The 13,362-nt window shown below is 70.1% G+C and carries 10 protein-coding genes, 1 tRNA gene and 2 pseudogenes; 9 read left to right on the top strand and 4 right to left on the bottom strand.

Annotated elements, in window-relative coordinates:
• Positions 1-123 precede the first annotated feature (123 nt).
• The 9 genes and pseudogenes from ACGFZK_RS17600 to ACGFZK_RS17560 all read left to right on the top strand — a co-directional run bounded on the left by ACGFZK_RS17600 (position 124) and on the right by ACGFZK_RS17560 (position 9,073).
• Positions 124-1,674 (top strand): PQQ-binding-like beta-propeller repeat protein, encoded by a 1,551-nt coding sequence (locus tag ACGFZK_RS17600; protein WP_393849754.1) that lies wholly within the window; start codon positions 124-126, stop codon positions 1,672-1,674.
• 9 nt (positions 1,675-1,683) lie between these two features.
• A complete protein-coding gene (locus ACGFZK_RS17595) occupies positions 1,684-2,499 on the top strand; it encodes a hypothetical protein (protein WP_393849753.1) in 816 nt (271 codons plus the stop codon).
• Positions 2,500-2,664: 165 nt separating this feature from the next.
• Positions 2,665-2,976: pseudogene (locus tag ACGFZK_RS17590) on the top strand (hypothetical protein); the annotation flags it as partial.
• 215 nt (positions 2,977-3,191) lie between these two features.
• Positions 3,192-3,428: pseudogene (locus ACGFZK_RS17585) on the top strand (EsaB/YukD family protein); the annotation flags it as partial.
• Between the two features lie 134 nt (positions 3,429-3,562).
• Positions 3,563-4,012: a DUF6507 family protein gene (locus ACGFZK_RS17580; protein WP_393849752.1), complete on the top strand. Its 450-nt coding sequence runs from the start codon at positions 3,563-3,565 to the stop codon at positions 4,010-4,012.
• A gap of 69 nt (positions 4,013-4,081) precedes the next feature.
• On the top strand, positions 4,082-6,820 hold the full coding sequence (locus ACGFZK_RS17575; RefSeq protein WP_393849751.1) for a hypothetical protein: 2,739 nt from the start codon (positions 4,082-4,084) through the stop codon (positions 6,818-6,820).
• Entirely contained in the window at positions 6,817-7,692 is an 876-nt protein-coding gene (locus ACGFZK_RS17570; RefSeq protein ID WP_393849750.1) for an immunity 49 family protein, read from the top strand. Before ACGFZK_RS17575 ends, ACGFZK_RS17570 begins: the two co-directional genes overlap by 4 nt.
• A 273-nt stretch (positions 7,693-7,965) precedes the next feature.
• A complete protein-coding gene (locus ACGFZK_RS17565; RefSeq protein ID WP_393849845.1) occupies positions 7,966-8,610 on the top strand; it encodes a hypothetical protein in 645 nt (214 codons plus the stop codon).
• Positions 8,495-9,073: an immunity 49 family protein gene (locus ACGFZK_RS17560; RefSeq protein WP_393849840.1), complete on the top strand. Its 579-nt coding sequence runs from the start codon at positions 8,495-8,497 to the stop codon at positions 9,071-9,073. The genes ACGFZK_RS17565 and ACGFZK_RS17560 overlap by 116 nt, the downstream gene beginning before the upstream one ends.
• 213 nt (positions 9,074-9,286) lie before the next feature.
• Here the strand turns inward: ACGFZK_RS17560 and ACGFZK_RS17555 are convergent, their stop codons facing one another.
• From ACGFZK_RS17555 to ACGFZK_RS17540, 4 genes are all read right to left on the bottom strand, one after another.
• Positions 9,287-9,475 carry a hypothetical protein gene (locus tag ACGFZK_RS17555; protein WP_393849749.1) on the bottom strand — a complete coding sequence of 63 codons (189 nt, stop codon included), beginning with the start codon at positions 9,473-9,475 and terminating at the stop codon, positions 9,287-9,289.
• A 400-nt stretch (positions 9,476-9,875) separates the two neighbouring features.
• Positions 9,876-9,949 (bottom strand) — tRNA-Thr (locus ACGFZK_RS17550).
• 415 nt (positions 9,950-10,364) lie between these two features.
• Positions 10,365-11,933 carry an alpha/beta hydrolase gene (locus ACGFZK_RS17545; RefSeq protein ID WP_393849748.1) on the bottom strand — a complete coding sequence of 523 codons (1,569 nt, stop codon included), beginning with the start codon at positions 11,931-11,933 and terminating at the stop codon, positions 10,365-10,367.
• 216 nt (positions 11,934-12,149) lie between these two features.
• A complete protein-coding gene (locus ACGFZK_RS17540) occupies positions 12,150-13,361 on the bottom strand; it encodes a DNA polymerase III subunit delta' (RefSeq protein WP_393849747.1) in 1,212 nt (403 codons plus the stop codon).
• Position 13,362 lies beyond the last annotated feature (1 nt).

Below are 13,362 nucleotides of genomic sequence, written 5' to 3'. Positions count from 1 at the left end.
TAGCCCCGTGCCCCCGGGCGGGCGACCGGGGGCACGGGAGGGGGCGGCGGGCGGCGGGGGGAGGCTGCGAAGAAGTCTAAAAATCTCTTCTGGAAATATCCTCGCACCGGCCAGACTTCCCCCATGACCGGTCGCACTCCCGGCGCACGGCCGGAACCCGACGCTCAGGAGCCCGCCGGCTTCGGGCCGCCTCCCGCACCGTTCGGCCCGCTTCCCGCCGGCCCGCCCCGGTCCCGGCCCGCCGTGGCCGTCGTCGCCGCCGTCGCCGCCGCGCTGGTCACCGCCCTGCTCGTGATCGGCGGCGGTGCGTACCGGCTGACGGTCCGCGCCGGGATCGGCGCGGCGGAGCCGTCCGCGGCCGGGCCCTCCGGTTCCCCCTCCGTCGACCGGGGCGACGGCAAGGGCCCCGATGGGAGCCCCGCCGCCTACGACCCCAACGCCGGCATCCGGCCGGGTGAGGCCCGGGTCTGGCTGCGCGACAACGAGGCCGAGGTGGCCGGATCGGGGACCGTGCAGTACGGCCCGTGGCGGGTGGGCGACACCGTGGTCACCGCGATCTCCAGCGGGCTCACGGCGTACGCGGTGGCCGACGGCAGGCAGAAATGGAAGCTGTCGCTCCAGACACCGCTGTGTGGGGTCCCACCCCTCCCGTCGGCAACCGGCGTCCTCGTCGTGGCGGTGAAGGAGACCGCTTCGGACACCTCGCGGTGCACCCATCTCCAGCAGATCGACCTCGCCGCGGGGAAGGCGGGCTGGAAGGTTGCGGTACCGCCCGAGAACGACCGTGACAGCACGGGGGAGTTCGAGTTGGCGATCAGCGGTGACACCGTGGCCGTCGCCCGGCCCGCCGTCATGAGCGGTTTCTCGGTCACCGACGGCCGCAAGCTCTTCGGCACGTCGAAGAACGGCGGCTGCTACCCGGCCGGCTTCGCCGGTGGCTCGCGGCTGATCGGCATCCGCCACTGTCCCGACCCGGGCGACGCCCGCGCCGCCGGGCAGGCGATGGTCGAGGAGCTGGATCCGGCCACCGGCACCGCGCGCTGGAGCCACAGGTACGACCCGGACTGGACGGTCGGCCGGGTGCTCTCCATGGACCCGCTGGTGATCTCCGCGCACCACAAGGACAAGAAGACCTGGAACATCACGGCGTTCGCCGCCGACGGCACGGTCCGCTCGCGGACCGTGCCGGGCTTCGCGGTCAGCGGCCGGTGCAACGGATTCGGCAACGCGAACGGCTTCCAGGAGTGCTACGCCGCCGCGGCCGACGCCGACACCCTCTACCTCGGGGCGGGCAAGCCGGGCAGCAGCCTCGGCATCGACGACACCGACCAGGTCGTCGCCCTCGACCTGAACACGGGCAAGGAGCGGTGGCGCAGCGCCGAGCAGCCCGAGGGACGCACCATGTGGCCGCTCGCGGTCGAGGACGGCCGGGTCCTCGTGTACGTCACCCCCGGCAGCGGAGAGGCGGGGGCGGTCGTCTCCCTCGCCCCCGCCGACGGGGCGGCGCAGACCGTCCTGCAGAGCCCGGCCGCGGCAGCCGGCGCCCAGGGCGTCTTCTACACCCACGGCGTGCGCATCGCGTGGGCGGGCGGACGGCTGTTCCTGCTGGGCGGCAGGGTCTACAGCCCGGAACCGGGGAAGGCGAGCCGCTCGATCCTCTCGTTCGGCAAGTAGGAGGGCACCGTGCAGAACCCGTACCAGCAGCCGGAACAGCCCGGCGGCGCCGGTGGAAGGAGGAGCAGGAGGAGCAGGAGGAGCATTCTGATCTGGTCCTGCGCCCTGACCGCCCTGGCGGTCGTCGCTGCCGCGACCGGCCTCGCACTCGGCGTCCGCGAGAACCGCGCGCGCGAACGCGCCGTCCTCGCGGCGTCCGCGGCGGACCCGACGAGGCCGCAGATAGCGGGCTGGAAGACCGTGATCAACCCCAAGCACGGCACGGCCTTCGACGTGCCGCCGCAGTGGGAGGTCCTCGAACCCACGGTCTTCAGCGGCCACACGGACCGCAAGGACCGGGACAAGGTCCTCATCGGGCACACGGCCCCCGCCTTCTACAAGTCCAAGTGGTGCAGCATCGACGGGGACGGCGACGGGCAGGTCTCGGACGTCCGGCTCGCCAACGTCGGCACCAAGGGCGCCGCCGGCGCCAGGGACGCCGCCGAGACCGCCGAGAAGGAGGCGCCGACCTGGGTCTACGCCGCCTACGCCCAGCCGGACAAGAGCGTGGTCAAGGCGGACGAGCCGGTGGCGTACACGACGCGGTCGGGCGTCAGGGGGAGTTACGTCAGAGCCCGCTCGACGGGCGTTCCCCGGGCCGACCACTGCGCGGGCGACGGCCAGGCGGTCGTCTTCGGCTTCAAGAACGCGCGGGGCGACTTGGTCTCCTGGGACTTCTACGGCCGCACGGGCGTCCCCGGCGCCGTCGACGACGCCCTGATCATGCGCGTCCTGAGCACGGTCCGTCTGGCGGGCGACCCGAAGGAGCCCGCGCCCGGGCCGTGAGGGGCCGCGGGCCGTTCACCCTCCGGTCCGGGCGTGCCCGGCGCCGATGGATGCTCTATGTTGCAGAGGCAAAACACCGGGGCTCCGTACGGCGCAGGGGCAGGAACCGCGTCCCGGAGCGGTGGTTGGCAGTGGACGAGCCGAGACTGGGGCAGCGGACGACGGATGGCACGGGACTACGACAGCCAGCTTCTGGAGTCGGTGGCGGTACGCCGCCGCAGGATGAGGGACGCGCTGCTCTTCGGTGCGCAGCGGGCTCGGCGCACGGCGGACGAGCGGCTCGGGAAGCTGTTCGCGGGCATCGCCATCGCGGCCGTCCTGTGCGCCGGTTGCGTCGGGTGGTCCTTCGTCCAGCACACCCTCTCGAAGCAGAAGGCCGAGCAGCAGCAGAAGCAGCAACAGCTGCAACAGGGGCCGATGCAGCCGCCCGTGCAGCCCGCCGCATCGCAGCAGCCGTCCGGCCCCGCGGGCGCCCCGGCGGGCAGCACGGGCGGCCCGTCCCCGTCGAAGGCGCCGAAATCACCGAAGTCGTCGTCACCCACGCCCTCGCACCCGGCCAAGTCGCCCACGCCGACGAAGTCGTAGAGGAAGAAGCAGAGACGTGTGGATCCGGGAGAGTTCACAGCCCCGCAGCAACCACATGTCCCCCTTGGCCCGAAAGGTCGCACTCCTGCGATGATAGGTTCCCGTAAGTGGTGAGCACAGCAACGACTTCCCGGTCGCAACTGAGTCGGGTGACCCTGGTCGGCGAGCGGCGCCGGGCCGACATGGTCCTGCCCTCCGACACCCCCATCGGGCAATTGCTGCCGGACATATTGCAGTTGCTCGACGACCGGACCGCGTCCCGTCCGTTGACCCGTCAGCTGATCACCTCGGACGGTTCGGCGCTGCCGCACGACAGCACGCTCGCGACGGCCGGTGTGGCCGACACGACGCTGGCGAAGAATGACGCGACGGCGCACCAGACGCTGCAGCGGGCGCGGACCGCGGTCGACAACATCGGCTGAGCAGGATCGTTTCAGCCAGGCAGTAGGGCAGTCGGGTACACGGGGGTGGGTCGTCCATGACGTCATGGGACATCAAGCCGCAGGGCGTGCAGGGTCATCTGAAGACGGTCGGCGGGAACGCCGGCGAGCTCGAGACGGCTTTGAACGCGCTGCTCACAGCCATGTCGGAGGCGGCTCAGGCTGCGGGGACGGCCGTGCCGGGTTCGCAGTCGGGGATGACTCCGCAGGGTCCGCTGGCGCCGGGTGCGGCTCCGTCTCCCGGAGCGGCTTTCCTGGCGCCTCAGAAGGCGATGGGTCCGGTCGCGGCTGCGCTGGGCGAGTACCTGACCGCCCGCAAGCCGGAGTTCAAGTCGATGGCGGAGCGGATCGAGGCGTGCATCCGCGGTGCGGTTCTGGCGACGAACGAGTACCTGCAAGGCGACCTGGACCAGGCCAAGGAAGCCCAGGACGCGGCGCGGGCCGTGAACCTCGACCTGCTGCGTGAGAAGACGGGGGCCAAGCCGTGAGCGGGGGAGCACGGGTCGATCCGGCCGAGATACCGGTCTTCACGGGATCTGGCAGTACTGGACGAGAAGGTGAAGCTGATCTCGTCGGGCGGCGCCACCGTTTCGACGAAGGCCTCCGACGTCCACACCAGTTTCGGTGGTCTGCAGGCGTTCTACCAGGCGCCGGAGGCGGACCAGCTGTTCGCGACGACGAAGCCGGTCCAGGACCTGGGTCTCAAACTCAGCTCCGACATGTGCACGATCGCCGGTGCTCTGGGCACGTACTCGCGGGATGCCGCGCCGATCATCAAGAAGCTGGAGAGTCTGAGGGCGGAGGCGCAGGCGTTCCGCACGAAGACCGACAAGGACGAGAAGTGGGCCGAGGACGGCGATCTGATCGACGAGAACCTCGAACGCCGTAACGAGGTCGCCGAGGTGTGGGAGCAGTTCCACGAGGTGGAACGGGCCGCTCACGCGAAGATCGTCGCGCTGGTCGGCGGCAAGCCCCTGCGGGTCAACGACGGCTCCAACGCTCCCGACATGTACGGCTACGACGCCGAGGCCCTCAAGCAGGCCAAGTCGCTGCCGTGGGGTGACGCGGTGGAGGAGTCGATCCCCGGCTGGCAGATCTGGGAACACGCCTGGGAGTTCGGCAAGGGCGTCGTCGTCGACGGCGTGTGGGGAACCCTCAAGGGTTTGGGCGGCCTGGTCGGCCTCCAGGGCTGGGACGTGTTCAAGCAGTCCTGGACGGGTCTGGCCAAACTGGGCACCGGCCTGGGCATCGCCATGATCCCGGGTGTGGGCCCCCTGTTCATGGCGGCCCCGGACGACAAGCTGCCCTCGTGGCTGCGTGACTCCCGTACCGCGATGAAGGAGCCGGGCAAGGCGCTCCTCGCGTGGGATCAGTGGGGGTCGAACCCGGGTCGTGCGGCGGGCGCCGTCACCTTCAACGTCGTGACCACGGTGTTCACCGGTGGTGCGGGTGGCGCGGCCTCCGGTGCGGGCAAGGCCGGTGCGGTCGCCAAGACCCTGTCGTTCGCGGGCAAGGCCGGCCGGGCGATCGACCCGATGACGTACATCTTCAAGGGCGCGGGCGCCGGCTTCTCCAAGATCGGCGATGTCATGGCCGGTCTGAAGGGCATGGGCAAGTTCGAGGCCCCGAGCATCAACCTGGACGGCGCGATCGCCCTCCCCGACGGCGCGGTCATGCTTCCCGACGGTGCGATCCACCTCCCGTCCGGCACGGCGGTCCCCGAGGGCGCGCTCAAGCTCTCCGACGGCACCATCAAGCTCCCCGAAGGCACGACGGCCTTCCCGCCCGGCACGGTGAAACTGCCGGACGGCACCTCGCGGTTCATGGACATCGAGGGCAACATCTACAAGGCCGACGGCTCGCTCGACCAGAGCGGAGCGGCCGCCAGGCAGGAGCCCTCGCCGGAGACGGGCGCGGACGTACCGCGGACCGAGGCCCCGAAGGTGGATTCCCCGGCCACGGCCAGGGTCCCGGAACGCGAACTGGCCGGCGTCGGCGCCCGCGGCGGCGACAACGCCATCCACCTCGGCTCCGACATCTCGGACCCCCTCCACGCCCTCGACAACGGCGCACACGGCGCCGACCACACCCCGACGGGCCGCGCCGGCGACCACACCACCCCGGGCGGCCACGCCCCGGACCACGGCCCCCGCGCCGACCTGAACAACCCCGCCAGCAACCCCCACCCGGACACCCCAACCACGGCGGGCACCCACGCGGACGGCCCGGGCGGAGGCAGCACCCACCCGGACACCCCAGGCACGGGCGGCACACACAACCCACTGGTCGGCCACGGCCCCGGCGGCTTCGACGGCCTTCCGGGCCTCGGTGACGATGCTGCCCGTGCGGGAGACGGCGCGACCCCGCCGGGTGGTCACGACGGCCAGCCGACACCCCCCGCCTCCGGGCACCAGATGACGCCCGAGCAGGTCAAAGCCAAGCAGGACGAGTTCGTGCAGAGGGCGAACGATCCCGACAAGACCTGGTTCAACCAGTACTACCGGTCGGACGGGCACCGTCACAGCATCCACACCAAGATCGACGACGTCGAGCTGCCGATCCTGGCGAAGGACAGCGACGGGTCCTGGATCTCCAAGAACAGCCTTCCCTCCGCTGGCTCCGAGACCAAGTTCGGCAAGGATCCGTTCCTCCGCGACGAAACCCATCCGGCGATCGGCCACCTCGACGATGTCGCACGGGACCGCAAGGCCTCCGTGGAACTCGCCAACGCCGAGCGTGCCCACAAGGCCTTGCCCACCGCCGACACGCTGGCCGACCTGGCAAAAGCGCAGGAGCGTTTCGACGCGCGCATGACCCCGCGGTGGGGGGAGAACACCTCCAACAACACCTCGTTCTCGGAACGCCTCGGCGAGGACGCTGCGCGGCTGCACGTGGTCCCGGAGAAGTTCCCCGGCTCGGTGGAGCAGCCACTGCCGAAGACGCCCAACGGCGCCAACATGTTCGACCAGCTGTACCGCCGCCCTGACGGCAAGCTGATGATCATCGAGGCGAAGGCGCCCTCTTCGGGCCTCCTGTGGCGCAAGGGCGTCGGTCCGGCCGAGGGCTTCATGGTGAAGCAGGGCACCGAGCCGTACCTGCGGACCATCATCGCCGAGATGGAACTCCGTCCGAATCTGAAGGTGACCGACGCCTCGGGCAAGGTATGGACGAACTCGGACCTTGCCGATGAGCTCACGAAGGCCCTGGACGCCAAAAACTTGGAGTACGCAATGGTGAAGGCCACTGACGGCGGCAGTAAGTACGCTGGGGCCGTCCTCGAATTCTTTAAGATATGACAAAGGAGACAGCGTCCGTGATCGTGCCGCGCCAGGACTATCCGAAGGACGAGATGGCGGCGGTGGTTCCCGCCATGGAGGGGTCGCTGTCCTATTCACTGGAGCAGATCGAAACCTCGCATAACTCCCGGTCGGGCGCGGTCATGAGGTCGCTGAATGTCGCCCTCGTCCGCACGGTCGGTGACCCTGGTTCCGTCATGCTGGAGACGTGGGAGTCCTGGCTGCTGGCCATGCAGGTGCACTCGGCCGTCTTCGCAGCCGCCGATCCCGACCGGGAGACGGTCACCTGCAAGATCCGCCAGGAGGAGCGCCACCTCGCCACCACCGGCCCGCAGACCTACCTCAACGCGAACACCTGGCTCAACGCCTTCTACCTCGCGATCATCTGCCGCGAGGCAGCCCGCCTCGACATGCTGGCCCGGATCCCGGTCTCCCTGCTGCGCGACTTCGGCGGAACCCTGGACGAATACACCTACGCCTGGGTGGAGACCCTCCAGAGCTTCTGGCTTCACCGTGACGACCTGCGCACGCACCTGGTGCGCGCCGTGGACCTGAGCGCCCCCGAGCAGGCCCGCGTCGTCGACGCGGAGGAGATGAGCAAGCTCCGGTACCCGCCGATCATGATGCTCTACCGGTACCTGCGCAACGACCCCGCCGGCTTCAACGAGGCCCTGGCCGACGCCGTTCGCTGGCACAAGGAGTACTGGACCGCCGACGAGGACCGCGCCCAGAACATCCTGGGCATCGTGGCCCTCGCCCCGCTGGCGATCGCCTGCCTGGCCAAGGCCAACGGCATCCCGGTCGAGGTCGAGACCGACTACCTCCCCGAGGCCCTCCTCGACTTCGGCTGGCGCGGCGAGTTCGACGCGTAGCGCCCCGCCCCGCCGGCCCCACTCCACCCGTTCACTCGTCCTGCCACGAGATCGCGGATTCTCGGGAGCCAGGCCGCTGCCCGTACCGGCGATTCGACATCACAAGGGGACTCTTCCGTGACCGTCACCGTGAGTCGGCATTTCACCCCAGGTGCCACGGAAGAGGAGTGGGCCGAGCGTCCTGGGTGAGTCTGGCTCGGGACATCGACGAGCTGGAGGAGTACCCGAATTCACTCCCCATGGATCCGTGTTGACACCACTCTGGGCAAACGAGTGGTCAACGGCGCAGGCTACTCCCAAGGCTCGCGCACATGTTTCCTCGACATCATCGAGCAGATGGAAAAGCGAGGCCGGAACCCCAAGTTCAAGAGCGACGGCGAACTGGCTGCCGAACTCCGCACCGCCCTCAAGGAGGGGCGCCTTGACTACGTCGTTGTCAAGGGACAGAACAACGCCGGCACGCTCATTGGCTACACCAAGCCGAAGTTCAGACATCAGGGAGATCGAGTGACCGCCACTGTTGACCGGCATGGCGCCGCAGGCCCTGACGACGAGGCCTACGCGGCACGGATGACGACCACGGCGATCGAGGGGATCGAGTCCCTGGAAGATTCCCCTGGAATGCTCGACGCACTGTGGAATTCTGTCCGCCTCAGCGTTGCCGCGCGGTCCGCCGTGGATCCGGACGGTGCGGGCATCAACACCTGGGAGGCTGTGGTCAACGCCGCCCAGGTCGGCTCCGCCCTGTTCCAGGTCACGGGGGCCACCCGAGGGAACCGCGGAATGCCGTATCCACCACGAGATCCGGCGACTTCCCGCCATCGGACCCAAGCAGATCGCGAATTGTCCGAACTGGCTGGACGCCTTCTGGTTTGCGGTCATCTGCCGCGACCAGAAGCGAATGACCGCATTGTGTGAAGTCCCGATGGAGACGCTACGAGCGTCGGGGGCGATGCACGACAAGTATCTGTACCACTGGGTCGCCACCCTGCAGGCGTATTGGACACACCGGCAGGCGGACATGGTGGAGGAGCTGACGCTGGCATTCAAGCAGTCCCACCCTGACGTGGCACGGATCGCCCCGCGGGACTGGTTGCAGCAGATCTCATACCCGCCGATCAACCTCTTCTACTGCTTCGTCAAGCGGGACCATGACGGCTTCAATGCTGCTCTGGTCGAAGCACTCGAATTGCACAAGACTTACTGGAGCCAGGAGGAGCGCGACTTCGACGTCTCCGGCTTGTGGGCAATCGGGCCGCTGGCCGTAGCATGCTTCGCCTACGACGGCGAATTTCCCATCAACGTGGTGTCGGAATACCTCCCTAGCCAGCTCCTGAACCGGCCTGGCTCGGCGAATTCCCCACCTGACAGGTTGGGATGAGGCGTTTAGGCAGCCGCGGTTGAGCGATCTCGGGCGGCGCCCCCGCCCGAGGCACGGCTCGCCTGTCCGGAGGGTTCGTGCGATCTGCAGCAAGGAGCAGTGCGTTGGTCTCGATCATCACCCGTCACTCTTTCCCCACGGAGCACGCAGAGGAAGGCATCGCCGTGCTTCAGGAGGATGCAGATGAGCTGATCGAGGGGTTGGAGGAACGCGTCACCACCGCCACCAGATCACACTCCAAGCAGACGAGCTCCGCGGGTTGTCGTACTGGGCGGTGATGGCTGCTGCTTGGGCTTTGCGGCGGCAGACTTCGTCGTAGGCGGCGTCGAGCCTGAGCGCGCCGTTGCGGACCTGTTCGGCGAGGCCGACGCCGTGTTCGAGTACGACGTTGGGGGAGAGCACGCTGAGGCTGACCGTGTGGAGCCTGGCCTGGGTACGCAGGGAGTGTCCCGAGGGCAGCTCGTCCAGGACGGCTGGGAGTCGAGGCGTCCGAGCCGAAAACGGACAGCGGCTTCCGGGTGGTCGCGCTCGATGACGACATCGTCGGCGTCCTGGAGCGCCACCGCAGCAGCAGGAGGCCGAGCAGGAAGAGCAGGCCCGCAAGGCCGCCAAGAAGGCCAGGCAAGCCGCGAAGGCCAAGGCCAAGGGGAAGAAGAAGGCCAAGGCCAAGAAGGCCGCGAAGAAGGGCTGACAGCCCCTCCGCTCACGCACGGCTCTCGGAACCCAGCCGCCCCATGCTCACCGGACCCAAGAAATAGCAAAACCCCCAGGTCACGGCGAGTGAGTCCTGGGGGTTCTACAGAGCCGCCTTCGGGATTCGAACCCGAGACCTACGCATTACGAGTGCGTTGCTCTGGCCAACTGAGCTAAGGCGGCACCGCTGGTCAGACAAGTATTCCCTCGAAGAGGGGCTCTCATCAGCAGCGGCGCCAAGTCTACAGGGTGTGGACGGGTGCCCCGAACCAGGTTTCGCATGGGTGGGACAGAGCTCACATATACGGGTGTTTGTGTCATCTCCGCGCCTCTTCACCACCAGGCCGGACACGGGTCCAGCAGGTGCGGCGGGGGCTGTTCGGGCGGCCAGGTGTGGCCTGCGTCTGTGTGCCACAGGGAACCCGGGTGCGGAGGGAACCGCTCGGCGGCCGGCAGGGGACCTCCACCAGCGCCCCGTCGTGGAACATCCACGGGTCGAAGCAGCTCGAACCGGCCGCGCCGGGTGCGCGTGCCGGTGTCGTCGTACCGCGTCAGCGGTTCCCTCGCCTCGTCCTCGTATCATGCCGGGCCCTGCGGCTCAGCACTTCTTGCCGTCCTGCGGGGGCTTGCCCTCCAGGAGGTAGCGGTTGATCGCGGTGTCGATGCAGGCGCTGCCGCGGCCGTACGCCGTGTGGCCGTCGCCGTCGTAGGTGAGGAGCGTGCCCGATTCGAGCTGGCCGGCCAGGGCCTGGGCCCACTTGTACGGGGTCGCCGGGTCGCGGGTGGTGCCCACCACCACGATCGGGGCGGCGCCCTTCGCGGTCAGCGCCTTCGCCCTGCCCGTGGCCTTCACGGGCCAGTACGTGCAGTTCAGCGAGGCCCAGGCCAGGCCCGCGCCGAAGACCGGCGAGGCCTTCTCGAAGGAGGGCAGGGCGGCGTCGACGGCCTCCGGGCCGCTGAAGGCCGGGGGCTGGTCGAGGCAGTTGACCGCGGCGTTCGCGAACATCAGGTTGGCGTACTTGCCGTCCGCCTCGCGCTCGTAGTAGCTGTCGGCCAGGCTCAGCAGGCCCGACCCGTCCCCGTTCATCGCCGACGAGAGCGCCTCGCGCAGCTGCGGCCAGGCACTCTCGTCGTACAGCGCCGCGATCACCCCGGTCGTCGCCAGGGACTCTCCCAGCGGACGGTCCGGATCGCCCGACGGTACGGGCTGGGCGTCGACCTTGCGGAAGAACTCCTTCAGGCGCGCCGCCACCGCGTCCGGGCCGCCCTTGCCGAGCGGGCAGTCGGGCTGCTTCGCGCAGTCCTTGGCGAAGGAGGTGAAGGCCGTCTCGAAGCCGGCCGTCTGGTCCCGGTTCAGTTCGAGCGCGGGACGGGCGGGGTCCATCGCCCCGTCCAGGACCAGCCGGCCGACCCGGTCCGGGAAGAGGTCCGCGTACGTCGCCCCGAGCAAGGTGCCGTACGAGGCTCCGACGTAGTTGAGCTTCTCGTCGCCGAGCACTGCGCGCAGCAGGTCCATGTCCCGGGCGGCTTCGACCGTGGAGACGTGCGGCAGGACCCGCTGCGAGCTCTTCTGACAGCCGGCCGCGAACTCCTTGAACGCGGCCACCAGCTCGGCCCGCTCGGCCGCGTCGTCCGGCGTCTGGTCCACCTGCGTGTACTTGTCCATGGCCGGGCCGTCCAGGCACTCGACGGGGCTGCTGCGCTCCACCCCGCGCGGGTCGAAGGACACCATGTCGTACTGGGCCCGGACCGCCGCGGGGTAGCCGATTCCCGCGTACGCCTGGAGATAGCCGATCCCGGAGCCGCCCGGGCCTCCCGGGTTGACCAGCAGCGAGCCGAGGCGCTTGCCGGGGCCGGTGGCCTTGCGGCGCGCCACCGCGATGTCGACGTCACCGCCGGAGCCGGGGTTCGCGTAGTCCAGCGGTGCCTTCATGGTGGAGCACTCGAATCCGGGGACACCGCAGTCGCGCCAGGTCAGCTTCTGCGCGTAGTACGGGCGCAGCGCGGCCGCGTCCGGGGACGGCTGCGCGGACGTCGCCGCGGACTGCGGTGCGAAGGACGCGGCGGCACCTGGTTTCCCCGGCCCTCCCGAGGTGCACCCGGAGAGCAGCAGCCCGGTGGCTGCGATCACGGTCCCGGTGGTACGCAGCAGGCGACTGGTGTCCATCCCCGGAGCGTACGTCCTGCCGGAGGACGACAGGGAGCGGCTCGGGAGCCGGACGGCCGCGCGCCTTCCGTGGCCCGCGCCGGGCGGGCACGGACCGGGCGCTGCCGGGTCCCGGCGACCGGTCCGCCCGTACGGGTGAACCCGTCAACCGGATGTGGACCGCCGGTCCACCACCGCGCCGGTGGTCAGCCCGCGATCGGCCCGTGGTCGGCCCGGTCAGCCCGCGCGCAGCGACATCGTCATCGCCTCGACCGCGAGGAGCGGGGCGACGTTGCGGTCGAGGGCGTCCCGGCAGGCGATGATCGCCTCGATCCGGCGCAGGGTCCGCTCGGGGCCCGAGGCGCGGGCGATCCGGTCCAGGTCGGGCCGTATCTCCTCATTGGCGATGGCCACGGACGAGCCGAGCTGCAGGGCCAGCACGTCCCGGTAGAAGCCGGTGAGGTCGGTCAGCGCCAGGTCGAGGGTGTCGCGCTGGGTACGGGTGCGGCGGCGCTTCTGCCGGTCCTCCAGCTCCTTCATCACGCCCGCCGTGCCGCGCGGCATCCGGCTGCCGGCGCCCGCTCCGGCGCCGAGCGCGGCGCGCAGCTCCTCGGTCTCCTTGGTGTCGACCTCCTCCGCGACCTGCTTGGCGTCCTCCGCGGCGGCGTCGACCAGTTCCTGTGCGGCTTTGAGGCAGCCGCCCACGTCGTCGACGCGCAGCGGGAGCTTCAGCACGGTGGCGCGGCGGGCGCGGGCGGTCTCGTCGGTGGCGAGCCGGCGGGCCCGGTCGATGTGCCCCTGGGTCGCCCGGGCGGCGGCCGCGGCGACGGCGGGCTCGATGCCGTCGCGCCGGACCAGCACCTCGGCGACGGCGTCCACGGTCGGGGTGCGCAGCGTCAGGTGCCGGCAGCGGGAGCGGATGGTGGGCAGCACGTCCTCCAGCGAGGGCGCGCACAGCAGCCACACCGTCCGCGGAGCGGGCTCCTCCACGGCCTTGAGGATGACGTTGCCGGCGCCCTCGGTGAGGCGGTCGGCGTCCTCCAGGACGATGACCTGCCAGCGGCCGACGGCCGGGGAGAGCTGGGCCCGGCGGACCAGGTCGCGGGTCTCCTTCACACCGATCGACAGCAGATCGGTGCGGACGATCTGCACATCGGAGTGCGTGCCGACGACGGTGGTGTGGCAGCCGTCGCAGAACCCGCAGCCCGGCTCACCGCCCAGGGCGCGGTCCGGGCTGGTGCACTGCAGGGCGGCCGCGAAGGCCCGGGCGGCGGTGGACCGCCCGGATCCGGGCGGTCCGGTGAACAGCCAGGCGTGGGTCATCTTGGAGGCCGCGGGCGGGGCGGACCCCTCCGTGATGGCCGTGACCAGCGCGTCGGCATCGCGGGCGGCGGCGGCCAGCTGCGTCTGGACCCGCTCCTGTCCCACCAGGTCGTCCCATACGGGCATC

It is taken from the genome of Streptomyces sp. NPDC048257 (assembly GCF_043201855.1).
In the GTDB taxonomy this organism is placed as follows: domain Bacteria; phylum Actinomycetota; class Actinomycetes; order Streptomycetales; family Streptomycetaceae; genus Streptomyces.
The sequence above is the reverse complement of the archived record's forward strand: the minus strand, read 5'-3'. Positions and strand labels throughout refer to the sequence as shown.